The sequence below is a fragment of the Clostridium sp. Marseille-QA1073 genome, assembly GCF_054863625.1.
Genome location: NZ_JBSVQM010000002.1, coordinates 1 through 25,328 on the forward strand (window position 1 = coordinate 1; position 25,328 = coordinate 25,328).

Annotated in this window: 23 protein-coding genes, 1 riboswitch and 1 other annotated feature; of the genes, 8 read left to right on the forward strand and 15 right to left on the reverse strand. The window is 28.6% G+C overall.

What is annotated here, in order from left to right:
• The 5 genes from ACY1IQ_RS01875 to ACY1IQ_RS01895 form a co-directional block, all read left to right on the forward strand.
• The coding region (locus ACY1IQ_RS01875) for a DUF1294 domain-containing protein (protein WP_461612588.1) at positions 1 to 149 on the forward strand (149 nt) is incomplete at its 5' end.
• Positions 150 to 235: 86 nt separating this feature from the next.
• Positions 236 to 640: an RrF2 family transcriptional regulator gene (locus ACY1IQ_RS01880; RefSeq protein ID WP_461612358.1), complete on the forward strand. Its 405-nt coding sequence runs from the start codon at positions 236 to 238 to the stop codon at positions 638 to 640.
• 340 nt (positions 641 to 980) lie between these two features.
• Complete coding sequence (gene cooS / locus ACY1IQ_RS01885) at positions 981 to 2,864, forward strand: anaerobic carbon-monoxide dehydrogenase catalytic subunit (RefSeq protein ID WP_461612359.1); 1,884 nt, start codon at positions 981 to 983, stop codon at positions 2,862 to 2,864.
• A 16-nt stretch (positions 2,865 to 2,880) separates the two neighbouring features.
• Positions 2,881 to 3,330, forward strand: a complete 450-nt coding sequence (locus tag ACY1IQ_RS01890; protein ID WP_461612360.1) for a 4Fe-4S dicluster domain-containing protein — start codon at positions 2,881 to 2,883, stop codon at positions 3,328 to 3,330.
• Positions 3,330 to 4,556, forward strand: a complete 1,227-nt coding sequence (locus ACY1IQ_RS01895) for an NAD(P)/FAD-dependent oxidoreductase (RefSeq protein ID WP_461612361.1) — start codon at positions 3,330 to 3,332, stop codon at positions 4,554 to 4,556. The genes ACY1IQ_RS01890 and ACY1IQ_RS01895 overlap by 1 nt, the downstream gene beginning before the upstream one ends.
• A gap of 54 nt (positions 4,557 to 4,610) precedes the next feature.
• On the opposite strand, the gene ade is transcribed toward ACY1IQ_RS01895, so the two are convergent.
• Positions 4,611 to 6,347, reverse strand: coding sequence for an adenine deaminase (gene ade, locus ACY1IQ_RS01900; protein ID WP_461612362.1), 1,737 nt, complete (start codon positions 6,345 to 6,347; stop codon positions 4,611 to 4,613).
• A 31-nt stretch (positions 6,348 to 6,378) separates the two neighbouring features.
• Positions 6,379 to 6,480, reverse strand: a riboswitch (purine riboswitch).
• A 218-nt stretch (positions 6,481 to 6,698) separates the two neighbouring features.
• Positions 6,699 to 6,989 (forward strand) — a binding site (T-box leader).
• Between the two features lie 87 nt (positions 6,990 to 7,076).
• Here ade and ACY1IQ_RS01905 point away from each other — a divergent pair.
• Complete coding sequence (locus ACY1IQ_RS01905; protein ID WP_461612363.1) at positions 7,077 to 8,768, forward strand: glutamine--tRNA ligase/YqeY domain fusion protein; 1,692 nt, start codon at positions 7,077 to 7,079, stop codon at positions 8,766 to 8,768.
• 291 nt (positions 8,769 to 9,059) lie between these two features.
• On the opposite strand, the gene ACY1IQ_RS01910 is transcribed toward ACY1IQ_RS01905, so the two are convergent.
• From ACY1IQ_RS01910 to ACY1IQ_RS01945, 8 genes are all read right to left on the reverse strand, one after another.
• Positions 9,060 to 9,230, reverse strand: a complete 171-nt coding sequence (locus ACY1IQ_RS01910) for a hypothetical protein (protein WP_461612364.1) — start codon at positions 9,228 to 9,230, stop codon at positions 9,060 to 9,062.
• 206 nt (positions 9,231 to 9,436) lie between these two features.
• On the reverse strand, positions 9,437 to 10,702 hold the full coding sequence (locus tag ACY1IQ_RS01915) for a sensor histidine kinase (RefSeq protein ID WP_461612365.1): 1,266 nt from the start codon (positions 10,700 to 10,702) through the stop codon (positions 9,437 to 9,439).
• Positions 10,703 to 10,708: 6 nt separating this feature from the next.
• Positions 10,709 to 11,404: a response regulator transcription factor gene (locus tag ACY1IQ_RS01920; protein WP_461612366.1), complete on the reverse strand. Its 696-nt coding sequence runs from the start codon at positions 11,402 to 11,404 to the stop codon at positions 10,709 to 10,711.
• A 155-nt stretch (positions 11,405 to 11,559) separates the two neighbouring features.
• Positions 11,560 to 14,100, reverse strand: a complete 2,541-nt coding sequence (locus tag ACY1IQ_RS01925) for an ABC transporter permease (protein ID WP_461612367.1) — start codon at positions 14,098 to 14,100, stop codon at positions 11,560 to 11,562.
• Between the two features lie 14 nt (positions 14,101 to 14,114).
• Positions 14,115 to 14,795 carry an ABC transporter ATP-binding protein gene (locus ACY1IQ_RS01930; protein WP_461612368.1) on the reverse strand — a complete coding sequence of 227 codons (681 nt, stop codon included), beginning with the start codon at positions 14,793 to 14,795 and terminating at the stop codon, positions 14,115 to 14,117.
• 464 nt (positions 14,796 to 15,259) lie between these two features.
• Positions 15,260 to 15,829, reverse strand: coding sequence for a manganese catalase family protein (locus ACY1IQ_RS01935; RefSeq protein ID WP_461612369.1), 570 nt, complete (start codon positions 15,827 to 15,829; stop codon positions 15,260 to 15,262).
• Between the two features lie 3 nt (positions 15,830 to 15,832).
• A complete protein-coding gene (locus ACY1IQ_RS01940) occupies positions 15,833 to 16,102 on the reverse strand; it encodes a spore coat protein CotJB (protein WP_291565337.1) in 270 nt (89 codons plus the stop codon).
• 12 nt (positions 16,103 to 16,114) lie between these two features.
• Positions 16,115 to 16,282, reverse strand: a complete 168-nt coding sequence (locus ACY1IQ_RS01945) for a spore coat associated protein CotJA (protein ID WP_461612370.1) — start codon at positions 16,280 to 16,282, stop codon at positions 16,115 to 16,117.
• 442 nt (positions 16,283 to 16,724) lie between these two features.
• Between ACY1IQ_RS01945 and ACY1IQ_RS01950 the strand changes: the two genes are divergently transcribed.
• Complete coding sequence (locus ACY1IQ_RS01950; RefSeq protein WP_461612371.1) at positions 16,725 to 17,273, forward strand: GNAT family N-acetyltransferase; 549 nt, start codon at positions 16,725 to 16,727, stop codon at positions 17,271 to 17,273.
• 404 nt (positions 17,274 to 17,677) lie between these two features.
• Here ACY1IQ_RS01950 and ACY1IQ_RS01955 read toward each other — a convergent pair whose 3' ends face one another.
• Entirely contained in the window at positions 17,678 to 18,124 is a 447-nt protein-coding gene (locus ACY1IQ_RS01955) for an Lrp/AsnC family transcriptional regulator (protein WP_461612372.1), read from the reverse strand.
• 143 nt (positions 18,125 to 18,267) lie between these two features.
• Between ACY1IQ_RS01955 and ACY1IQ_RS01960 the strand changes: the two genes are divergently transcribed.
• Complete coding sequence (locus ACY1IQ_RS01960; RefSeq protein ID WP_461612373.1) at positions 18,268 to 18,684, forward strand: carboxymuconolactone decarboxylase family protein; 417 nt, start codon at positions 18,268 to 18,270, stop codon at positions 18,682 to 18,684.
• A gap of 49 nt (positions 18,685 to 18,733) precedes the next feature.
• Here the strand turns inward: ACY1IQ_RS01960 and ACY1IQ_RS01965 are convergent, their stop codons facing one another.
• The 5 genes from ACY1IQ_RS01965 to kdpB form a co-directional block, all read right to left on the reverse strand.
• Positions 18,734 to 19,855, reverse strand: coding sequence for a universal stress protein (locus ACY1IQ_RS01965; RefSeq protein WP_461612374.1), 1,122 nt, complete (start codon positions 19,853 to 19,855; stop codon positions 18,734 to 18,736).
• Between the two features lie 23 nt (positions 19,856 to 19,878).
• Positions 19,879 to 20,478, reverse strand: coding sequence for a tetratricopeptide repeat protein (locus ACY1IQ_RS01970; RefSeq protein WP_461612375.1), 600 nt, complete (start codon positions 20,476 to 20,478; stop codon positions 19,879 to 19,881).
• A 54-nt stretch (positions 20,479 to 20,532) separates the two neighbouring features.
• The gene (locus ACY1IQ_RS01975; protein WP_461612376.1) at positions 20,533 to 22,374 is read right to left on the reverse strand and encodes an ATP-binding protein; all 1,842 of its coding nucleotides are present in this window, start codon (positions 22,372 to 22,374) and stop codon (positions 20,533 to 20,535) included.
• 198 nt (positions 22,375 to 22,572) lie between these two features.
• Positions 22,573 to 23,211: a K(+)-transporting ATPase subunit C gene (gene kdpC / locus ACY1IQ_RS01980; RefSeq protein ID WP_461612377.1), complete on the reverse strand. Its 639-nt coding sequence runs from the start codon at positions 23,209 to 23,211 to the stop codon at positions 22,573 to 22,575.
• Between the two features lie 27 nt (positions 23,212 to 23,238).
• Positions 23,239 to 25,296, reverse strand: a complete 2,058-nt coding sequence (gene kdpB / locus ACY1IQ_RS01985) for a potassium-transporting ATPase subunit KdpB (protein ID WP_461612378.1) — start codon at positions 25,294 to 25,296, stop codon at positions 23,239 to 23,241.
• Between the last annotated feature and the right edge of the window lie 32 nt (positions 25,297 to 25,328).

A 25,328-nucleotide genomic window follows, 5' to 3' on the forward strand; every position in this document is an offset into this window, starting at 1 on the left:
GATCTCTAGGATGTTTGTTAGGAATGAATATTTTTAGACATAAAACTAAGCATTGGTATTTTAAATTTGGTTTACCAACAATATTGGTATTACAGGTGATTGCTATAATGTTCTTTTTAAAAGACATTTCTAATTTCATAAAATTTTAATTTAATAATTCATATTGACTTTTCACAAAATATAGAATATATTTAAAATAGACCAGTTTGGTATAACTTTAATAAAGGAGAAGATTATGGGACTAACGCAAGAAACAGATTATGCTTTAAGAGTAATACTTTATTTATCCAGATTAGAAAAAGGTACTATTGTAAGCGCTAATACCATATCTGAAAAGGAAAATATACCTTTACGATTTCTATTAAAGCTTCTACGAAAACTAAGAGAAGCAAAACTAGTAGAATCCTATATGGGAATAAATGGCGGATATGCTTTAAATAAAAATCCAGAGGAAATATCTCTAAAAGATGTTATAGAAGCCATAGAAGGACCTATATATTTAAATCGTTGTTTATATGAACCAGAGAAATGCAATCTTCGTGGACCAAATAAATGTGCTATTCATAGTGCATTATTTACTGTTCAAAAAAAATTGGTAGAAGAATTATCTAAAATCAATTTTAAAGAAATTATAAAATAATATAAATTTTAGATGTGCAAAAATAGTTTAGGGGTAATCCCCTAACTTTTACGAAATATATCATACCTTTTTGGTATATGTTTATCCATTTAGTATACATTCATACATATGCACTTATGACTTAATATATAGATTCATAGAAATGCATCTTTAAATTATTTCAATTTATATCAGTTGAAATTGATAGTTAATCGTTAACAGTGGATATTTATGGCGAATTCATTGTTCATTGTCAAATTTCCATTAATTTAAAGTTATAAATTAAAATATTTAAAGAAGAACGATATTGGAATGTACATTAAGTTTTAAGGTAATGCATCTATAATAGGGAGGGTTTAACATGTCTATCAATGTAAAAAAATCTACTTGTAATTCTGCTGATAAAGTACTAGAAAATTTTATTGCAGAACTTAAATTTGATACTGCTCACCATAGGATGGAAAAACAAGGTGTAAAATGTGGCTTTGGACTACAAGGTGTATGTTGTAAACTTTGTGCTAATGGGCCTTGTCGTATAACCCCTAATGCTCCAAAAGGTGTATGTGGTGCGACAGCAGACACTATAGTTGCAAGAAATTTCTTAAGAGCGGTAGCATCTGGAAGTGCTTGTTATCTGCACATAGTTGAAAATACTGCTCAAAACTTAAAAGAAACAGGTAAAAATAAAGGTGTTATCAAAGGTAAAGCCACATTAAATCAGCTTTGTCAATTGTTTGAAATAGAAGGAAAAGATGATCATGAAAAAGCTGTATTGCTAGCAGAAAAAGTTCTTAATGACCTTTATAAACCTAGATCTGAAAAAATGGAATTAGTTAAAAAACTAGCTTATGAGCCTAGATTTAAGAAATGGCAAGACCTATCTATTCTTCCTGGAGGAGCAAAATCCGAAGTCTTTGATGCAATTGTAAAAACATCTACTAATCTAAATAGTGATCCAGTAAATATGCTTTTACATTCTCTTAGCTTAGGTATTTCTACTGGCCTTTATGGTTTAGTTTTAACTAATTTATTAAATGATATAATGCTTGGTGAACCAAAGATAAGATCTGCAAGTGTAGGTTTTAAAGTAGTAGACGCTGATTACATAAATATTATGATTACCGGTCACCAACATTCATTTATAGCAGATTTACAGGATAGACTTTCCGATCCTGAAATTATAGAAAGAGCTCTAGAAGTTGGAGCTAAAGGATTTAAATTAGTAGGCTCAACCTGTGTTGGCCAAGATTTACAATTAAGAGGTGAACACTATAAAGAAGTATTTGCTGGTCATTCAGGAAATAACTTTACCAGTGAAGCATTGATTTCTACTGGTGCTATTGATTTAATTGTATCAGAATTTAACTGTACTTTCCCTGGAATAGAACCAATTACTGATGAGTTAATGGTAAAAATGATCTGCATTGATGATGTAGCTAAAAAACAAAATGCAGAGTATATTAATTATTCTTATAGAGAAAAAGAAAAGATAACTAATTATATTATTGATGAAGCAATAAATAGTCACAATAAAAGAAGAGGTAATGTTGAAATTAACTTACCAGAGAACCATGGAAATGACAACACTTTAACTGGAATTAGTGAAACATCCCTTAAGAATTTCTTAGGTGGAACTTTTGAACCACTATTAAACTTAATCGCTCAAGGAAAAATAAAAGGTGTAGCAGGAGTTGTTGGATGTTCAAATCTTGTATCTGGTGGTCATGATGTATTTACTGTAGAACTTACAAAAGAATTAATAAAAAGAGATATAATAGTTCTTTCTGCTGGATGCTCAAGTGGTGGACTTGAAAATGTAGGTTTAATGTCTCCAGAAGCTGCAAAATTTGCAGGAGAAAACTTAAGAGAAGTATGCGAAAGTTTAGGAATCCCACCAGTATTAAACTTTGGTCCATGTCTTGCTATTGGAAGACTTGAAGCAGTGGCTACTGAACTTGCAAAATTACTTAATGTTGACTTGCCTGATCTACCATTAGTTCTATCTGCACCACAATGGTTAGAAGAACAAGCTTTAGCAGATGGTGCTTTTGGACTTGCCTTAGGACTTCCTCTTCATTTAGCAAAACCACCTTTTATTACAGGTAGTAAAACAGTTACAAAAGTTTTAACTGAGATTTTAGTTGGATTAACTGGTGGAAGACTTATACTAGACGACGATGTATTAAGTACAGCTGATAAACTTGAAGAAATAATACTTAATAAAAGAAGAGCACTTAATATTTAAAAAGGGGGCCATAAAATTGAAAAGGATAATGATAGATAAAGATAAATGTATGGCTTGTCTTGGATGCGTTTTAGGATGTATGGCAGAACATAATGAAAAGGGAAAATCTATTTATGATTTAGATTTAGAAGATACATCTAATGAAAGTAGAAATCATATAGAACTTAATGAAACTTTAAGTCCTGCACCTATTATATGTCGTCACTGTAATGAACCGGAATGTGTATTTACATGCATGAGTGGTGCTATGACTAAAGATGAAAATTTAGGCATAGTAAACTACGATGAAAGCAGATGTGCTTCTTGTTTTATGTGTGTTATGTCATGTCCATACGGGGTTCTAAAACCTGATAAGAATACTAAAAAAATTATAGTTAAATGTGATATGTGCAAAGATAGAGGAACTCCTCGCTGCGTAGAAAGTTGTCCTACTGAGGCAATATATCTAGTGGAGGTGAATAACTAATGAAGTATGTAATATTAGGTGCCAGTGCTGCTGGTATTAATGCTGCAAGAGCTTTGCGCAGTTTAGATAAAACAAGTGATATTACTATTATTTCTAAGGATGAAAATGTATATTCTAGATGTATGCTTCACCTATATATAAGTAAAAAAAGAGATATAGAAAGTCTTTCTTTTATTGAAAAAGATTTTTTTGAAAAGAATAATATCTATTGGATAAAAGGAGTTTCTGTATCTAACATTGACCCTAAAAAATCACAAGTAATCCTTGATAATAATTCGTTAATTGAATATGATAAACTCTTAATAGCTACAGGTTCTTCTGCAGTTATTCCTCCTGTAGAAAATCTGAGGGAAGCTAAAAATGTATTTACTTTAAGAAATTTAGAGGATTCCTTGGATATTGATAAAACCTCTTATAACTGTCAATCTGCTGTAGTTATAGGCGGTGGATTAATAGGAATTGATATGGCAACTGAATTATTAGAAAGAGGAATTAGAGTATACATAATTGAAATGGGTAAAAACATCCTACCACTTCAATTAGATGAAAAAACTGCAAAAGCTTACGAATATGAATTACAAAAAAGAGGTGCAAGAATATTCACTGGTCACCTTGCTAAAAGTGCCCTATTAAATGAAAATGGTAGTTTTAAAGGATTGTTATTAGATGATGGTACTGTGATAGATGCTGATATGGCAATAGTTGCAGCAGGAGTTAAAGCAAATGCAGATTTTATTGGTAACACTAATATTGAATTTGACAGAGGAATTATCGTAAATTCTAAATGTGAAACTAAAGAAGAGAATATTTATGCCGCTGGTGATGTCTGTGCAGGAAAGCCGGGTATATGGCCTTTAGCTGTAAAACAAGGAATAGTTGCAGCACACAATATGGTAAATAGAGAAAAAGAAATAGAAAATCTTTTTGGATTTAAAAACTCCATGAACTTCTTTGGAATTGATACAGTATCTCTAGGCATACCTAATCCACCAGATGATAGCTTTAATGTTCATATATATGATGATGGAAAAGTTTATAAAAAGATAATAGAAAAAGATGGCATTATATATGGCGCTATATTCCAAGGAGATATCGCATATACAGGAGTATACACAAAGTTAATAAGCGACAAAATTAACATAAAAAATATTAATAAAAACATATTCAATATAGGATATGTAGACTTCTTCAACACCACTCCTAAAGGCGAATTTCAATATAACTAAGCTTTAAAGCTTAGAAGCTTCCCACGTTTTATGGGAAGCTTTTTTAAATATAAACTATTCAGCTATTTCTATAAACTTAAATTTAGTAACATCAAATAAACCCTTATCTGTTATTTTTATAGCCGGTATTACTGGTAATGATAAGAAAGATAGTGTTAGAAATGGATTAAATTTTATATTTGGTGATATTTTATTTATAGCTTCATGTAGATTGTGTAAGTCTGAAACTACTTCATTTAAACTTCTATCCGTTATAAGACCTGCAATTTCAAGTTGTATTGATGCAAGAACTCTCTTATTTTTAACTACTATTATGCCTCCACCTATTTTTTGAAGCTCATTTGCAGCAAAAATCATATCTTCATCATTGCATCCACTAACAATCATATTATGAGAATCATGTGCTATAGTAGTAGCTATGGCACCCTCCTTAATATTCAAGCCTTTAATAATGCCTAATCCAATATTCCCTTTTCCCTTATGCCTTTCTATAACTGCTATTTTAATTAAATCTTTTTCTATATCAGCAACAAATTTTTCTTTATTACTTAATTTATCAATATCTATCTTTAAATGATTGCTTTCTAATTTATTTGGTATGAGCTCAATAACATTTAATTTACTTCTATCTATTAAATCAATTTCAAAGCTTTTCTCAGTAAGCTTAGGAATGTTGATACTATTTTTAATATCATATGTATATTCATCTCTTTTTACTTCACTTACTAATTTATTATCTTTTACTACTAACTGTCCCTTTTTATAAACAGAATTTATTTTAAAGTTCTCCAAATCATTTAATATTATAAAATCTGCTATAAATCCTGGTGCAATAGCACCTTTATGTCTTAAATTGTAGCACTCAGCTGTATTTAAGGTAGACATTTGTATTGCTGTTTCAACTTTTAATCCATGTTTAACAGCCATTCTAATTGAATGATCTAAACTACCATTTTCTATTAAGTCATCTATATGTTTATCATCTGTACAAAAACAAACTCTTCTTGAATTTGCTATACTAGTAACCTTAATTAGCTCTTTAAGATTTTTTGCTACAGTGCCCTCTCTTATAAGAACATACATACCTCTTCTTAATCTGTCTATAACCTCTTTTCCATTATGGCATTCATGATCTGTTGTAATATTAGAGGTTGTATAGACATTAATCATAGTTTCATCAAATCCTGCGCCATGTCCGTCTATAACTAATCCCCTTTCTTTCGCCCCCCATATTTTATTAATCATATTTTCATCACAATTTAATACTGCTGGAGAATTCATAACTTCAGCTAGACCTAGTACTCTGTCATTATTATAAAATGGTTTTAAATTCTTACTTTCTAAATTTGCTCCAGAACTTTCAAAACTAGTAGCTGGTACGCAGGATGAAAGCATAAAATAGAAATCTAAAGGAAGGTTCTCACTTAATTTCATCATAAGTTCTATTCCTTCACTCCCTAAAACATTTGCTATTTCATGAGGATCTGTAACTATTGAAGTTATTCCATGAATAAGTGCTGCTTTATAATATTCCTTTGGAGTTGTTAAAGAAGACTCTATATGAGCATGTGCATCAATAAGTCCTGGACATACATATTTATTAGTACCATCTACAATGGTTTGTCCCTCATAATTTCCTATCCCTACTATATATCCATTTTTTATAGCTACGTCACTAGTAAATATATCATTTTGAAATACATCTATAATATTTACATTCTTAATAACTAAATCACATGTTTCATGTTTTGCTGCTGCTCTAATTTGTTCTTTAAAAATTCTCTTGTTCATTAAAACAATCCACCCTTTAAAAATATTTAACCTTCCTGGATTACTTCTTCATAGTTATACTATTTACGGTAGTATAGTAGAAACACCCAAACCTTATTATCGGGCCTATACAAAGGTTATTGTTACTTATTATATTTAAATCCCCTCTCTTTGTCAAAAAGCTATTTTCTTCAGTAAATTTTCTATAAAAAAGCTAGTATATCATTTGAAAATATATCAATTTAAAACTTCTCTGCAAAAGAGAAGTATCTACAATTGCCCATTGTCCATTGTCAATTCTCAATTGCCTAACCTTGTATCATTGACAGATTACTTTGAATAGTATAAAATATGTTAAAAAATACATACTATAATAAAGCAATGATGAGAAGAGTAAATAAATTATTTCTTTTACAGAGAGCCTTGGCAGCTGAAAAAAGGTAAAGAAGAGTTTATCGAAACAAGCCTCTGAGCTTCATACCGATCCCTTAAGGAATGTCAAATTTACCTCAAGGGGGAGACTATGACAGGAGCTCCTGTTACAGAGCTAAGGTATAAGTAGTTTAATTTTATTTTAAGCACTACCGTACCTGATAAGGTTAATATGGCAACATATTGATAAATTGGGGTGGCACCACGAAGATAATAGCTCTCGTCCCCAAGACTAATAAGTCTTGGAGGTGAGAGTTTTTTTATTATTTTCTTTCAGATGCCTAATACCATTATTTTTTATAAAAGGGAGGATTTAAAATGTGTCACTCAATAGATAAAAATGAAAATATAATTGTTCAAAATTTTATAGATAAAGTTGTAGAGGAAGATATTAAAAATGAGAACTTTAGCAGAGATATCTGTACCCGTTTTCCACCAGAACCAAATGGATACCTTCACATTGGTAATGCCTATGCTCTTAGTGTTAGTTATGGTATTGCTAATAAATATGGTGGAAAATTCAACTTACGCTTTGACGATACTAATCCGCTAAAAGAAGATATTGAATATGTAAATGCTATTATTGAGGATATTAAATGGATTGGCTTTTATCCTGAAGATAGAATTTATTATGGTTCTGATTATTCAGATATGATATATGAATTTGCTATTAAATTAATAAAACATGGAAAGGCATATGTTTGTGACTTAACACCAGAAAAAATAAGAGAATATAGGGGTACACTAACTACACCTGGAAAAAATAGTCCCTATAGAAATAGGACTATAGAAGAAAACCTTGATTTATTTGAAAGGATGAAAAATGGTGAATTTCCTGCTGCTTCAAAGGTTTTAAGAGCTAAAATAGATATGTCTTCACCAAATATAAATCTTAGAGATCCTGTAATATACAGAATAAACTTTGCTCATCATTATAGAACTGGTGATAAATGGTGTATCTACCCTATGTATGATTTTGCCCATCCATTACAAGATGCAATAGAAGGCATTACTCATTCTCTTTGTTCCATTGAATTTAAAAATCATAGACCCTTATATGAATGGTTCTTAAAAGAACTTGATATAAAAGAGCCTCCAAAACAACGAGAATTTGGAAGGCTAAATTTAACTGGAGTTGTAACTAGCAAAAGATATTTAAGAGAACTGGTATTTGGTGGTTATGTGGATGGATGGGATGATCCAAGATTACCTACCCTTAAAGGATTACGCCGCAGAGGAATTACACCTGAAAGTATAAAAGATTTTCTATCACAAATAGGTGTATTTAGAAATGAAAGTACCATAGATATATCTTTGTTAGAACACACTTTACGTCAAGATTTAAAATCTAAAGTTAATTGTGTTATGGGAGTTTTGAATCCACTAAAAGTTACTATAACTAACTATGATGAAAATAAAGTAAAATATTTAGAAATTGAAAATAATAATGAAAATCCATCACTGGGAACTAGATTAGTACCTTTCTCAAAGACTTTATATATTGAAAAGGACGACTTTATGGAAAATCCAGTTAAGGGATTCCGCAGATTATCTCCTGGGAAAGAAGTACGATTAAAAGGGGCCTATTTTATAAAATGTGAAGATATAATTAAAGACCCATCTACTGGCGAAATAACAGAATTACTTTGCAGCTATGATCCTGAAACTAAAAGTGGTTCTGGATTTACTGGCAGAAAAGTTAAAGGAACAATCCATTGGGTATCAGCTAATCATGGAATTAAGGCAGAGGTACATCTTTATGATAAATTGATTTCTGATGAAGAGTTATTAAAGGACAACTCAAAATCTTGGGAGGAAAGAATAAATCCAACTTCCTTAATAAAACTTAAAAATTGTATATTGGAGCCTTCTTTAAATGATGCACCTATAGAAAGCAAATATCAATTTATTAGACATGGATACTTTTGTGTAGATAAAAAATATACTTCTGATAAAAACCTAGTATTTAATAGAATAGTACCTCTAAAAGATTCTTGGAATAAGAAATAACTTAAACTATTTGGCTAATTATTTACTATTATATCTAAATAGAGTGTGGTAAAATCCACACTCTATTATTTTAACTTGCTCTAATCCTATTAACTATTTTGTATATAAATACAATGTACCCTTTTTAGGTCTTTTTACACTTTTACCTTTAAATCCTCTATTTTTAAGCTTCTTTTGTAATGTATTCATAAAAAATCCATGACAAACAATTAGTATATTTTCATTTGAGTCTAAATCTATATTAGATAAAAACTCATCTATTCTCTTTTCCGTATCTTTTCTACTTTCTTTTTAAGATTTATGATTAAAAAACCATGCACATCTTCCACTTATAGCCCAAAATCCATATGGTAACTTAATATTACTTTTAAATATTGGTGATATAGGTACTTCTGTTAACAAGTAAGTTTTTACTATTTTTTCTTTTAATACGCTTTCAGCAGTTTTAATAGCTCTATACAAATCACTAGCGAAGCATTTATCCGACTTAATATGTCCTAAGTTTATCTCATTTTTTATAATCTCATCTTCATCATATTTTTTTACTCATACCTCAAACTCATCTGATGCCATAAATAAAATTTTATCACAATCTACTTTAAAGTGTCTTATCAATCCTATGTTCATAATATCCCCTTTAATTCTCTCCTGTAATTTTAAAATATATTTTATAGCATCTCTAAATTTGAATTAACAGCTAAAAAAGTGATGGTAAAAATAGTCCCCTCTTTAACTTTACTTTTAACTTCAATCATCCCATCATGACTTTCTACTATGGCTTTAGAAAGAGCTAGTCCAATTCCTACAGATTCTGTTTTCTTACTCTTTTTCCCTTTATAAAATCTTTTAAATATATTATGTATATCTTCCTTAGGAATTCCTTCTCCATTATCCTTAATAATAATTCTAATACACACTGGTGTCCTTTCTATAAAAACTTCTACTTCTCCGCCCTCAGCTGTATGCTCTAGTGAATTTTTAACTATATTTATAATTGCTTCACTAAGCCAGTTTGAATCATGTACCATCATAATTGAGGAATCTTTTTTATGAAATATAAGGTTTATTTTTTCCTCTTCTGCCTTCCCTTGAAGTGCTTCAACAGCATCCTTCACAGTTTCATTTATATTATAATTATTCTTTTCAAACTTTATTACCCCAGCATCTAATTTAGCAACTTTAAGCAAACTTTTTACAAGCCATTCAATTCTATTTAATTGTTTTCCACTATTCTCTAAAAAATCTTTTCTCTTCTCATCATTCAAATTCCTATTTAAAAGTATATCATTATATATTATTAAAGATGATATAGGTGTTTTAAGCTGATGGGAAATATCTGAAAGTATATCTACTAAAAAGCTCTTCTCCTTTTGTATAGCTAGAAAATTATTTTTTATAATTACTCTCATATTGTTGAAAGAATAGGCAAGTTTTGCAAAAGTCCCTTCTGCATTTTCATAAATTCCAACATCAAAATTGTATTCTACTATATTTTCTGCAGCCATTATAAGTCTTTCAAGGATTTTATAAATTTTTATATATTGAATAGAATTTTGTAAAAATATAATAATAAAGAATATTAATAAGCAGCTAAGTATACCATTTAAAGCCATATTATAACTATCATTCATCATTGGTATAAACTTTATTTCTAATTTCTCACTAAAGCCATATTCACTTAATACTTTTCTACCTACTTCTATACTTTCCTCATTAGCCCCTTTTGTTATCACAGGGATTATTTCATCACTTAATTCTGGGTGATTTTTAATTATTTCACCTGCTAAAGCCATGGTGCTTTCTGTATAACTTATTTTTATCTTATTATAACTCTTATTCATCATAAAAAAAGAAGTTATTAACATAATAAAGGCTAATGTTAAAATAATTAATGAACTTCTTTTTAGTTCTGGATTAGTAAAATATTTAGTCATGACTCACTACTCCTTTTCAACTTCCAAATGCCACTCATACCCAAGACCTCTTTTAGTTTTTATATATTCAGGATTTGAGGAATCGTCTTCTATTTTTTCTCTAATCCTTTTTATATATACAGAAAGAGTATTTGTATCAAAATATGCTCCTGAACCTTCTATTAATTTATCCAGTATATCTTCTCTGCTCATCAACTTTTGAGGATTCATCATAAAATTTAAAATAAGCTTGTACTCTTGTGAAGAAAGTATTATTTCTTCTCCCCTTTTTTCAACTTTTGCAATTTCTGTATCTAAAACTATATCTTTAGATTTAAATATATGTTTTTTATAAACTTCGCTTCTAAATCTTCTTTGAATAGCCTTAATTCTTGAAATAAGCTCTTTAACTTTAAATGGTTTTACTATATAATCATCTGCCCCAATATCTAATCCTAAAACAATATTCACCTCATCATCGCAAGCAGTTAAGAATATTATAGGGACTTCACTTTTGCTTCTTATATATTTACATACATCATAACCACTTCCATCAGGAAGCATTACATCTAATATGATTACATCAAATTCGTTTTCATTAAAAACTTTTAGAGCTTCTTCTACATCTTCAGCTCTTGTAACTTGAAACCCTTCATCTTTAAGGGTAAATTCAATCCCTAAAGCTAGCCCTTCGTCATCTTCTACTAAAAGTATTCTATTCATAAATTTTATCCCCCTGTATATCTTTATAAAATTATTATATAAAATTACATAAAAAAAAACAAAGCTCTGTTCCATATTTTTACAGAGCTTCTAAAGTAGCTTTAATTCTTAATTGATAAACTGTTAATTTGTTATTGAATAAATTATAGATTAATTTATTGTTCTTCTCTTATTACTTCAACAATATTTTCTTTTTTAATTCTATTTAAAGGCTTTATTACTGCTATCACTCCTATAAATATAGATGCCCCAATAGCAATACTTATAGTTTTCCAAGGAATACCCCATTTAAATCCCATTATACCTATCATTGAAGAAGCCATAAAGTATGATAGTACTGTTCCAACAATAGCTCCCAAAAATGAACCATATACACCGTAAAGAATTCCTTCAGTCAAAATCATTGATCTTATGTTTTTATAAGTCATCCCTAATGCACTTAATGATGCAATTTCTTTTCTTCTTAAGATTAAATTAGTAGTTATGGTATTTATTATATTTACTACTCCAATTAGAGATACTACTGCTACAAATCCATATAATAATATACTTATTTGAAGATTATTAGCTCTAGTCTCTTCTGCTTCTTTACTAGTATTCATAACCTTTATTCCATTCACATCCCCCAGGGGTTGAATCCATTTTTCAAATTCCTTTTCTTTATTTTCATCTTTTAATATTATACCTGCGGATTTATAAGGAATTTTTTCTACATCTACATTAGATATGTTTTTTATAACATCCTTTGGAGTTATTATCTTCAAATGGTCTTGATTACCATAAAGTGGATATGGTGCATAATCTACTATTGCAGATATTTTGACCTTTATCATATCATCTTTATTAAAATTATTTATTTCACTATTGTCTTCTAAGTTTTTTGTATTTATAATAGACGCATTCTTATAAATATAGAAGCTGTCTCCAACTTTTAAATTGGTAAGAGGAAGTTCATAATATTTATCTTTTCCTCTAAGCATTTGATTCTTTATAAGTATAACACCATTTTCTTTAATCATTTTTTCTTTATCTAATTTACCGCTAGTTATATAAGTTTCAGTATTTTTAAGTTTTATATCATCATATACATCAAAGAGAATATTTAATGAAGTCATTTCTTCTCCATTAAAATTTATTTTATTATATGTATTTGGTGCAGCTTCAGTTATTATCTTTTCCTTTTTATCATCTGAAATTACTGCTCTTGACACATAATTTTCATAATTCAAATATACATCTTTAACTTCATTATTATTTTTTATTTTATTTATTATATCTTCAGTTATAGTACTTTTTCCATCTATTAAAAAGAGATTATTATCTAATAAGCTTAGAATTTCAAAATTATTTTTTTCTTCTTCTGATTTATGTGGTGTAAAATTAATAGTCATATTTATAAAAGAGGTGAAAAATATAAATAATGTAACACTTATTATCATAGAAAATACTGTAATTCTAAATCTTTTTTTATTTCTTTTTATATTTTTAAAAGCCATTAATCCATTTATATTTAATAATTTCTTTGCTAACCTACCTCTATTTTTCTTTATCTTTTCTTTTGTTATAGAAGCCCTGCTGCTAATTGCTATTAGAGGAGATATTTTTCCTGCAAATTTTGCTGGTATTAATGCTGATACATATATTGAAATTAGTCCAACTACTGCACTTATAGCTAATATTTCATAAGATATAACCATGTCTAAAGAGCTAAAAGCGCTACTAGATATAATTTTAAATATCTGATCTATAGCCCATATGGCAAGTATGCCGCATAAAATTCCTAGTGGAACTCCTATTAAACTTATTAAAGTAGCTTCCCTTAATACTATTTTTTTTATTTGTTTTGGAGTTGCACCTACAGCCCTTAAAAGTCCAAATTGTTTTATTCTCTCAACTACGCTTATTTGAAATGAATTATATACAACTGCTATTGTTGCTATTATTACTATGATAATTATTATCCCAGCTATATAAGCTAAACTATTATTTATAGATTTATTTTGCCCTTCTCCTAAAAGTCTTAATAAATCTTCATTAGTTGATATGTTTTTAAATATACCGCTTAATTCTTCTACTGTATCAGAAATATCTGCCTTTTTAGATATAGTTGCAAACATTTGAGATTTTTCCATATTAAATTTATCGGAATAGACAATTCCTGTAGATGACCCATTAAATTGACTATATGAATTATTTTTAATTAATCCTGTAATTTTAAATTCCGCTAATTTTCCGCTTTTAAGTTGTAATTTTATAGTATCTCCTATTTTGGGAGTATTATCAATATAATTTAATACCCAACTTTCTAAAGCTATTTCTCCATCTGCTTTTGGAATTTCTCCATCAAAAGCTTTATAAGGTAAAAGCTCTAAAGCATTTTTATCAAGTTTAAATAATTCTATACTTTTTGATGATTTTAAAGAAATTTTATCCCACTGCTCTCTAAGTCCAACCTTTTCTATTTTAGGATTATTCTTAATTTTATCGTAATCACTATCATTTAACTTAGTAATGGCAATATGAAACGAACCGGCACCCTCTATAGCATCTTGAACAAAAGTGTTCTGCATACTCTTTATAAATAAGCCTATAGATGTAATAAGTGCTACAGAAAGTATTATTCCACAAATTGTTAATCCACTTCTCTTTCTATTATGCTTTAAATATTTATTAGTTATATCTTTATAGCTTTTCATAACACTTCCTCCTTCTATCCAATTCTTTCATCAGATTTCAATTCACCATCTACTATGGTTATAACTCTATCCGCTTGTTCTGCTATACTCATATCATGAGTTATAACTATTAATGTCTGATTATAGTTTTTAGAAGAAAGTTTTAGAAGCTCTATTACCTCTTTACTATTTTTACTATCTAAATTTCCAGTAGGTTCATCTGCAAGAATTATAGACGGTTTATTTACTAATGCCCTTCCAATAGAAACTCTTTGCTGCTGACCTCCAGATAATTCTGAAGGCAGGTGATTTCTTCTATCGTTTAATCCAAGCATCCATAACAATCCATCCAAATATGTTTCATCTATTTTCTCTTTATCCAGCAAAGCTGGTAGTGATATATTTTCTTCTACATCTAAAACTGGTATTAAATTAAAAAATTGAAATACAAATCCTATATTTCTTCTTCTAAATATAGCTAATTTTTCTTCATTTAATTTATATATATCTTCTCCATCTAAATGAACCTTACCTGAAGTTGGTCTATCAAGACCACCTAACATATGAAGTAATGTGCTTTTTCCTGAACCAGAGGCCCCTACTATTGCAGTAAATTCTCCTCTATTTATAGAAAAAGATACGTCTTTAAGTGCTTCTACTTTATTATTACCATCGCCATAAACTTTTGATAAATTTTCAACCTTTAGTATTTCCATGTTAAATCCCTCTCTTTTAACTTTATCTTCAATATAAATTTACATCTATAAAAACATTCATTTGGTGGACATCCTTCTTCCTGACTGCCCTAACCACAACTATATTATATTTTTATAGCTACTTTATAACAATAACTATTCTCTTACACATAACATAAAACTCTTACATATCTGTAAGATATGGGGACAGTTCATTACAAATTATAGAATTAGGATTAATCTTATTAAAAGGTATGGGGACGGTTCATTTCAAATTATAAAATTAGAGTTAACCTTAATAAACTAATGACTTTAAAATACTTAAAGCAAAAATTTTACAAAAAAGAATGAAAAAGAATGAACCGTCCCTATTTATATAAAAAACAAAATCTGCCAAAATATTTTAAAAATATTGGCAGATTATAAATAATGTGTTTTTAAACCATATCTATTGTTTATAATTTATTACTATTTAAATAGTACAATTATCTTTTTTTATTGCATATATTCTCTTGAACATCAACTAAAGCTTCTCCAAATCTTTGGAAATGAACAATTTCTCTTTGTCTTAAAAATTTTAATATCTCTTTTATATCATGGTCATCTGTTAAATTTATTAGCCACTGATAAGTTGCTCTTGCTTTTTCTTCTGCTGCCATATCCTCATGAAGATCAGCAATTACATCACCTTTAGCTTGTATATAAGTTGCTGTCCATGGATTGCCAGTAGCATCTGTATAAAATAATGCTTTTCCATGATCGGTATAATGGCCTCCAAGACCAGCTTCTCTAATTTCTTCTACAGTTGCATTTTCCATAAGTTGATATACCATAGTACCAATAATCTCAACATGGGCCATCTCCTCTGTTCCTATGTCAGTGAGTAATGCTTTAGATTTTCCTGTAGGCATTGTATAACGTTGATTCAGATATCTAAGTGCAGCACTTAATTCACCATCTGGTCCACCATATTGGGATATAAGAAATTTCGCCATTTGAAGATCTTTAGATTTAAGATTTACTGGATATTCTAAAGTTTTTACATAATACCACATACTCTACTCTTCCTCCCCTCTATTCTGTTCTCTTTGCCATGGCCATGGATCTTTTACCCAAGCTGGTGGATTTTCTACAAAAGCGGAACCAAAATTAGTAAGTGGACCATATTTCTCTTCATATTCACTAATTAAACAAGTTAATTTATGAGATGTAATTTTAAAATCCTTTGTTGCCTTTTCATCATGAGGAAAATTATCTAGAAATAAATTAAGCTCTATAGCATAGAATTGATATTCTCTAATAGTATTTAATAGTTCATTTGCATGCATAGTATTCACCTCTTAACATATAGATTTTTTCTTTTCATTATATGGTTGATAAAGATCTTTAAAAATTGTACCTCTTCTAAAGGCCTCTCTAATTGAAAATAAATTTTCATAAACTTGAGGTAATACATATGCTCTTGCATATTGTACTCTTACAGTTTTACATTTTTCATGGTCATGCATTAATTTAACATCCTTTCGTTATTTACTAGCTAATAACCATGTTATGTTAGTAATATCCATAATGTTACAAATAATATAATTTTATCTCAAAATATGCTTAAAATGTATTTAAAGTGCAAAATTAAATGCACTACTTTTTTAATGGCAAATCCTTTAAAGTTTAAATGTAATAGGGACGGTTCATTACAATTTATATAAAATTAAAATAAAATTTATTAAAGTATTGACTTAAAAAATTATTAAATCAAAAATTTAATAAAAAATGATGACCCGTCCCTTACTTAATCAATGAAATTCTATAATTTCTATTTGAAGTCCTTAATTAAAATTATAAAATTATAGAGGTATATATTTTTATGTAAAATTTGAATCTTTTATATACTTTCTCTAAAAAGTATTATCTATTATTTTTTAGGATAAATATGATTATTGGAGGTTCAATATGGTTATTGAAAATAAAGAAATAATAGGAAAGAATCTAACATGGATACTTCGCTGCCCTACAAAAGGTGATGGAATAGAACTATCTAAATTAAGAGTTCAATTAGACGGAGAAACAGAAAATTTTGACCGAGAACCAGGTGAAGGATTTCTTACCCCAGAAGATTTTGAAAAAATAATTTATGAAAATTCAATATCAGATAACAGTTTATTTTTAGTTGCAGAAGTTGAAGAAAAATTAATAGGACTTGCTCTTTGTAAAGGAAACACATTAAGTAGATTTAAACATAATGCATCATTAGGTATTGGGGTTTTAAAGGAGTATTGGGGTAATGGAATTGGAAATATACTGCTAGAAAATATATTATCTTGGGCAGATACCACAATATTAGAAAAAATTTCATTAGTTGCAGTAGAAACAAATACAAAGGCAATTCAATTATATAAAAAATATGGTTTTATAGAAGAAGGTTTATTAATAAAAGATCGTATTCATAAGGATGGAAATTATTATAATACAGTCATAATGGGTAGGATTTCAAACCATTAAAGTTATACATTAATAAATTTTTACTATAGAAAAATCCACAGGATAATTTTCCTGTGGATTTTTTCACGAAAACTAAATATTTTTAAATTAATATATGACAATAGCCGTTCACACTTATTCTTTCAATAATAGCATTCCGCTAAAGTTCATATTTTAGCGTTAAACATGCATGGACTGTTTCTTATAATACCTTTAGTTTTTAGTAAATTCTCAACATATTCTTTAAATTCGTCTAATCTGTCATCTATAAATATTTCATTTACATTACCTAGAGTTGAAATTACATATTATATAATTAACTATGCTATAAGTACAACTATTTTTCAAATTGAACACTTCGCTTTTTATATATGAATTTTGCAAAATCATTTTCCAATTTTATTTATTGCTTAATATAAAAATATCTACTTAAAAAACTTAGTAATATTATCATCTATCTCTACACTAGAAAAAGCAACGATAGTTGAAGTTATAGTATATGAAGATATTAAATTTATAAATTCTTCTATTTCATTTAATGAAGATATTGATAGCTTTACTAAAAAGCAGCTATCTCCTGCAACTCTATAACACCACTCACTTCTTTCATATCCTTTTATAAATGCTTTAAACCGTTCATATTCTCCATTTCTCATTGTTACTTTTATTATGCAATTTATAGGAAACCCTATATTCTTTTTATTTATTTTTATTGTATATCCTTCAATCACGTTATTTTCTTCAAGTCTTTTTATTCTTTCTGTAATTGAAGGTGGAGAAAGATTGATAAGTTTGGATAGCTGTCTTATAGATAATCGACTATTTTTTTGCAATTCTGATAAAATCATTATATCAATCTCATCTAATTTCATTTGAAATCACTTCCTTAAAATAATTATTTCATTTGATATATTTATACTAAAATTATATATCATATGAAATACAAAATAAATAAAATTCACTATATAATATTTATATAAAAAATAAGTTAATAAAATATTAAAGGAGCGATAATATGGAAAGAATAAATTTTTCTACTGAAGGTTCTACCCCCTTTGAGCAGCTATTAGGTCATAACAAAAATATCCTTAGAGAATGGAACAATTTAGAAGATGCTTTATTTAACTCTAATACTTTTAGTAGAGAATTAAAAGAAGAAATAAGACGTACTCTTGCCTTTAACAATGGATGCTTTTATTGTATGGCTAAAGGTAAGCTATCAAATTCTATGAAAACACCTAAAGAATTATTGGTGATTAAATTAGCAGATATATTTTCAAAAAATGTAGAAGCAGATGATGAATTATTTACCCAATTAAAATCATTATTTAGCGACAAAGAAATCTCTGAACTTTGTGCCTTCATATGCTTTGTAACTGCCTGTCAAAAATATGGAGCATTATTAAATTTACAGCCTACCTGTTCATTATAAGATTATATATGTAATAATTATAGATTTATGAAAAACTAAATACTCAAAATTAATTTTGCGGATCAGCCACAACTAAAACATCTACATATTTAGCTTTTCTCATTATTTTTCTTACAATAGATCCTTTAATTATCTCATGAAATCTAGTTCTTGCTGATTGTCCTATAACTATTTGTGTTATTGAATTTTCTTTAGCATACTTAATAATTGGTGAAGCAGGATTTTTAGACACTTTCACTATAAATTCTCCTTCTAACCTTTTACATAAATCAACTATTTCTTTATACTTTTTTTCTGTTTCCCTATCATTGTCATGCTTATTTTTTACATACATTACAAATAACTCAGCTTTAAGCATTCTAGCTATCCTATATCCTCTTCTTATTAAATACTCTGCATTAAAATTAAGATTAACACAAACAAGTATTTTTTCTTTTGCACCTACTAATCCATCCACTTCTTTTTCATTTTTATAGTTAGTTAGTTTTTCATCTTCTTCATTTGCTACTTCCCTTAATGAAAGCTCTCTTAAAGCAGTCAAATTCCCAAGCCGAAAGAAGTTATTTAAAGAGGAATGAATTTTATCTTCGCTATAAATTTTACCTTTTTTTAACCTTTCTCTAATACCTTCTGGAGAAATATCTATCACCTTTGTTTCATCAGCAATTGTTAGCATCTTATCTGGAATAGTTTCTCTAATTTTAACTCCTGTCATTCTGTTAACATAGTCTTTTAGACTTTCTAGATGTTGTATATTAACAGCGGTCATAACACTTATTCCATTTTCAATAAGCTCTAATACATCCTCATATCTTTTTTTATTTTTTGATTTAGGTGCATTCGTATGCGCTAGCTCATCCACAATAACAACTTTTGGTCTTCTTAAAATAATTTTTTCTAAATCCAACTCTTTTAATACCACAGTTTTATATTTAATTTCCTTCGTCTCAATTATCTCTAAACCACCAATTTGCTCAATTGTTTCTTTTCTTCCATGGGTTTCTATAATGCCAATAACTACATCTATACCACTTTGTCTCATTTCATTTGCATCTCTAAGCATTTGATAGGTCTTACCTACACCTGGTGCCGCACCAACATATATTTTAAGCCTCCCTTTAGTAGAACGCTCATATTCTTTAAGAAAGTAATCCGGTGTCCTTGTATTCATAACTTCACATCCTAAATACTTCTTTAATCAAACAAATTCGCTATGTCATAAAATCTTTTTGCTTGAATACTGTTGTTTGTATTCTCATTAATTTGTCCAATTAAATAATAGGCTTCTTTTATATATGGATTAATGGATAATGCAGTTTTAATATTTTCAAAAGCTTCATCATATTTCTTTTCATTTATTAGAGATTTTGCTTTTGAAAGATATAGTTCAACATCTCTAAGATTAAAATTGGTTATGTTTCCACTTGAAATATTCTTTGTGATTTCATCAAGAATGGCATTTACTCTATCTGGTGAAAAAGGTTTCTGAAGATAAGCTACTGCACCTAGTTTAGTACAATCTACAGCATTTTTTACTGTAGCAAAAGCTGTCATTATTATTACTGGACAAGAAATCTCATAACTTCGTAAGCTTTTTAGAACCTCTGTTCCACTCATTCCTGGCATCCTTATATCTAAAAATATTAAATCTATTTCTTCTTTTTTTGCCTTCAAAATATCAATTGCTACTTTACCATTTTCTGCTGTTAGAACCTCATAATCTCTTAATTCTAAACATGTGGTTAATAGTGTTCTTATATTTTTGGTATCATCTATAATTAAAACTCTCTTCATACAGGCACTCCTTCAATATTACTCTCAATTTTATTTTTAAAAATGCATAGAAATTTAATCTTCTTCAATAGGTAATGTAAAAGTAAATATACTTCCTTCATTGAGCTTACTTTCACACCAAATTTCCCCTCCATGAACCTCTACAATTTCCTTTGCAATAGAAAGTCCAAGTCCATTACTTTCAGGTAATATTTCAAAGCCTTCTACTCTTACAAATTTTTCAAATACTTTATTCAAATATTGTTCTGGTATTCCTCTTCCTGTATCTTTTACATATACATACATTTCTTCATTTTTTGTATATGCTCCTATTAATATTTTCCCTTTATTCTCTGTATATCTAATTGCATTTGAAACTAAATTATTTAAAACCCAAATTATTTTTTCTTCATCAACCATTATATTAGGTAAATCTTCACATATTTCATAATGTAAATTAATCTGTTTTTCCTCAGCTTGACTAATATAGTTATTTACACAATTATTAATTAAGTCTATGATATTGCAAGGCCTTATATCTAATATTGCTCTATCTGATTGTAACTGAGATATTTTTAATAGATTTGAGACTAAATCATTTAATTTATGAACATCTTCTTTAATAGTTTCAATTATTTTACTCTGCTTTTGGTTTAATGTACCTATATTCACATCTGACATTAAACCTACTCCCATCATAACTGAAGTTAGTGGTGTTTTTAATTCATGAGAAATTGTTCCTATAAAATCTGTCTTTATCATCTCTAGCTGCTTTAATTCTGTAACATTTCTAAAAAGCATAATTACTCCATTAACCTTCAAATCCTTATCTTTTATAGGTGTAACAGTAACATTAAAGAAATAGATTTTATTTTTCATAGCTATATCTATTATTTTTCCATCGTCTATTAAATCATTGTTTATAACTTCAAAGGCATAATCATATAATTCTGAATCTTTTATAACCTGAAGAAAATGTTTGTTAAGAACATAGTCTTCCTTTAAATTAAAGAATGTCTCACAAGAATTATTTATAAATTTAATCTTAAAACTTGCATCAAGTACTATCAGTGGATCAGAAATACTTTTTACTATAGTCATAGACCTATTCTTCTCAGCTAAAAGTGTTCCTTTAGTACTTTTCTCAAATTCATATAATCTATTAGTCATATTATTAAATTCAGTAGCTAGCATTCCAATTTCATCGTTATAAATAATAGGAGCTTGTTTGTTAATTTCGCCTTCTTTTACAGACTTTACGGTATCAGTAAGTAAATGAATAGGCCTTAAATACTTGTTTGTATATATTATTGATATTACTAAACCTAGAGCTGTTGAAATTGATGATACTATTAAAATTATATTTGTTGAATGCTCTGCATTTATCTTTGCGCTATTCTTTTTATCAAACATAGTTACTTCATTTAGCTTTGATAAATCATTTAAATTTTTCTTTATGTCTTCTAACACTGGCGTTATTATCTCTTTATAAAATGATTGTATCTGCTCATAATTATGAGTTTTACTATACTCCTGCAATTCTGGAAATAGCTTTATAAATTTAATATAGTTCGTATTAAGCTCTTCCACAATCTCTGCTTCTCTTACTTCAGTAACATTATTCCTTTCAGTATGAAACCATTTATAAAACATATCATTACTTTCATAAAATAAATTAACTGCTTCTTTTTTTTGATTTTGCATATACTTTAAAATAGCTTTATCTTGAACTTCTATATAATTATTCATATTATTAGCTGCATCTATACTTTTATAATTATCAGTTATCAATCCATCAATTGATCGTTCTAACTTATAAACATTAAAAACAGAAATTAATCCTACAATTGTAATTATCATTACAAGTCCAATATAAATTAGTGTTATTTTGCCTCTTAATGACTTAATATTAATCACCTCAAATTCTTAGATTGACCTTATTTCACTGCACAATTAATAGTTAATTTCTTTAATAAATTTTTATAAGGAAAAGTGACTTATGCACTTTTCCTTTTTAGCATATTTTTAAGGTATTTTATCTACATAAGTCATCTATTTAATAAATATAATACATCTCTAAGATAATCCTAGTCAAAATGAATATTAAATTCCTAATTATAATTTACCATTACTTTTTAGTATTTTAGCAATTTCTAAATTAGCCAAAAGAACATTTACTCTAGGTTCGCCAAATATACCTAGTGATCTATTTTCTGTGTATTTTTCAATTATTTTTTCTAGATCACTTACAGGTATTCCAGAGGCTTTAGATATCCTATCTAACTGTATCTTAGCAGATTCTGGAGTTATATGAGGATCTAATCCAGATCCAGAACTAGTTAATAAATCTGTAGGAATATCTTCTTTATTTATATTTGGATTATTCTTTAAAAATTCCTCTATATCTTTACTTACTCTTTCCATTAGTGTTGGATTTGATGGTGCAAGATTTGCAGAACCTGAAGCTACTCCTGAAAATACTTTTTTTCCACTTTCGTCTTCAAGAATATCTTCTTTTGTATAAGTATTATAATTTACTGCTGATACTCTGCCTTGAAAAAATCTTTCATCTTTAAAATCTTGCCCTATAAGTTTAGAGCCAACTATCTTACCATCAAACTCAATTAAGCTTCCATTTGCTTTTTCGTTAAAAAATAACTGACTAGCACCTGTGACCAAAAGCGGATATATAAATCCACATATTATAATTAATGTTATTGTCATTAAAAATGAAGTTTTAATTATGCTCTTCATAAAAATTCCCTCCAGTATATAGATAGACTATAAACTAAAAATTTTTAAAACTGGTGATACAAGTAAATCTATAAGTTTGATACCTATAAATGGAACTATTACACCACCTAGTCCATATATTAGAATATTTTTCATTAACATTTTTTCTGCCTTCATTGGCTTATATTTAACGCCTCTCGTGGCAATTGGTATTAATAATGGTATTATAATGGCATTAAATATCAATGCTGACAATACTGCACTTGTTGGAGTATTTAACCCCATTATATTTATACTATTCATCTGTGGTATAGCTATAGAAAACATTGCAGGTATGATAGCAAAATATTTAGCTACATCATTTGATATACTAAAAGTAGTCAATGCTCCTCTTGTTATTAATAACTGCTTACCAATTTCAACTACCTCTAAAATTTTTGTTGGATCTGAATCTAGGTCAACCATATTAGCTGCCTCTTTTGCCGCTTGAGTTCCACTATTCATAGCCAGCCCTACGTCTGCTTGTGCAAGGGCAGGTGCATCATTGGTTCCATCTCCAGTCATTGCTACAATTTTCCCTTCAGCTTGTTCTCTTTTAATTACATCAATTTTATCCTCTGGATTACATTCAGAAATAAATTCATCAACTCCAGCTTCTTTAGCTATAGTTGCAGCTGTTAGTGGGTTATCTCCTGTACACATAACAGTTTTTATTCCCATTTCTCTAAGTCTTGCAAATCTTTCAACTAATCCTGGTTTTACAGTATCCTTAAGATATACAACACCAAGTATATGCTTATCTACGCATACAACAAGAGGGGTACCACCTAACTTTGAAACCCGTTCTGTAACCTTATCTAAATCTTCAGGAACTTTACCACCAATACTAATTACAAAATTTTTAATAGAATCGGCAGCGCCTTTTCTTATCTTAATTCCATCTTTTAAATCCATACCACTCATTCTACTTTGAGCAGTAAATTCAATAAATAGACTATCTTTATACTCATCTTCATTTATAATAACATTGTTTTTTCTAGCTAATTCTATTATAGATCTACCTTCTGGCGTTTCATCTTTTATAGACGATAAAGCAGAAAATCTTGTAACTTCTTCTTTTATATGCTTACCTACAGGTATAAATTCTGCTGCCATTCTATTCCCAAAGGTAATAGTACCTGTTTTATCAAGTATCATAGTATTTACATCTCCACAAGCCTCTACAGCTTTACCTGACATAGCAATAACATTAAACTTTGTAACTCTATCCATGCCTGCTATTCCTATAGCTGATAACAATCCTCCTATAGTAGTAGGTATAAGACAAACTAATAACGCTATTAATGTTGAAACTGGAATTTCAACTTGAGAATATTTTGCCATTGGTAATAAAAAAACTATTACTATTATAAAAATAATTGTTAAACTAATAAGAACTGTACTTAAGGCTATCTCGTTAGGAGTTTTTTGCCTTGAAGCTCCTTCTACAAGACTAATCATTTTATCAAGAAAGGATTCACCAGGAGATGCTATTATTTCAACTTTAATCCAATCACTAACAACTTTTGTTCCACCAGTGACTGCACTGAAATCCCCACCAGCTTCCTTTAATACTGGAGCAGATTCTCCAGTAATAGCTGATTCATCTACTGAGGCAATTCCTTCAATTATAACTCCATCATTTGGTATTAAATCGCCAACTTCAACTAGAACTATATCTCCTTTTTTTAGTTCACTTGCACTTATTATATTTACCGCTCCATTTTTAGAAATAAGCTTTGCCTTTGTATCTTTTCTTGTTTTCTTTAAAGTTTCCGCTTGAGCTTTTCCCCTTCCTTCTGCCACTGCTTCTGCAAAGTTTGCAAAGAGTACTGTAATTAGAAGTATGAAGCTTACTATTCCATTGTATATCTGTAAATTTTCTCCCTCATTACCAAAAATATTAGGAAATATACTTAATATTAGCGTAATAAAGAATCCTATTTCAACTATAAACATAACAGGATTTTTATACATAATTTTTGGATTAAGCTTTATAAATGAATCTTTAATAGCAGTAATGATTATATCTTTATTTAAAATCTTTTTATTCTTTTTCTTACTCATAATAATTAACTCCTTTAAGGCACCTGAAAGAA

Coding starts and splice junctions, on each gene's coding strand:
- ACY1IQ_RS01955 (WP_461612372.1), bottom strand. CDS start 18,124: ATGAAATTAGATGAGATTGATATAATGATTTTATCAGAATTGCAAAAA.
- ACY1IQ_RS01960 (WP_461612373.1), top strand. CDS start 18,268: ATGGAAAGAATAAATTTTTCTACTGAAGGTTCTACCCCCTTTGAGCAG.
- ACY1IQ_RS01970 (WP_461612375.1), bottom strand. CDS start 20,478: ATGAAGAGAGTTTTAATTATAGATGATACCAAAAATATAAGAACACTA.
- ACY1IQ_RS01905 (WP_461612363.1), top strand. CDS start 7,077: ATGTGTCACTCAATAGATAAAAATGAAAATATAATTGTTCAAAATTTT.
- ACY1IQ_RS01880 (WP_461612358.1), top strand. CDS start 236: ATGGGACTAACGCAAGAAACAGATTATGCTTTAAGAGTAATACTTTAT.
- ACY1IQ_RS01935 (WP_461612369.1), bottom strand. CDS start 15,829: ATGTGGTATTATGTAAAAACTTTAGAATATCCAGTAAATCTTAAATCT.
- ACY1IQ_RS01950 (WP_461612371.1), top strand. CDS start 16,725: ATGGTTATTGAAAATAAAGAAATAATAGGAAAGAATCTAACATGGATA.
- ACY1IQ_RS01945 (WP_461612370.1), bottom strand. CDS start 16,282: ATGCATGACCATGAAAAATGTAAAACTGTAAGAGTACAATATGCAAGA.
- ACY1IQ_RS01915 (WP_461612365.1), bottom strand. CDS start 10,702: ATGACTAAATATTTTACTAATCCAGAACTAAAAAGAAGTTCATTAATT.
- ACY1IQ_RS01920 (WP_461612366.1), bottom strand. CDS start 11,404: ATGAATAGAATACTTTTAGTAGAAGATGACGAAGGGCTAGCTTTAGGG.
- ade (WP_461612362.1), bottom strand. CDS start 6,347: ATGAACAAGAGAATTTTTAAAGAACAAATTAGAGCAGCAGCAAAACAT.
- ACY1IQ_RS01940 (WP_291565337.1), bottom strand. CDS start 16,102: ATGCATGCAAATGAACTATTAAATACTATTAGAGAATATCAATTCTAT.
- kdpB (WP_461612378.1), bottom strand. CDS start 25,296: ATGAGTAAGAAAAAGAATAAAAAGATTTTAAATAAAGATATAATCATT.
- ACY1IQ_RS01965 (WP_461612374.1), bottom strand. CDS start 19,855: ATGAATACAAGGACACCGGATTACTTTCTTAAAGAATATGAGCGTTCT.
- ACY1IQ_RS01895 (WP_461612361.1), top strand. CDS start 3,330: ATGAAGTATGTAATATTAGGTGCCAGTGCTGCTGGTATTAATGCTGCA.
- cooS (WP_461612359.1), top strand. CDS start 981: ATGTCTATCAATGTAAAAAAATCTACTTGTAATTCTGCTGATAAAGTA.
- ACY1IQ_RS01925 (WP_461612367.1), bottom strand. CDS start 14,100: ATGAAAAGCTATAAAGATATAACTAATAAATATTTAAAGCATAATAGA.
- ACY1IQ_RS01930 (WP_461612368.1), bottom strand. CDS start 14,795: ATGGAAATACTAAAGGTTGAAAATTTATCAAAAGTTTATGGCGATGGT.
- kdpC (WP_461612377.1), bottom strand. CDS start 23,211: ATGAAGAGCATAATTAAAACTTCATTTTTAATGACAATAACATTAATT.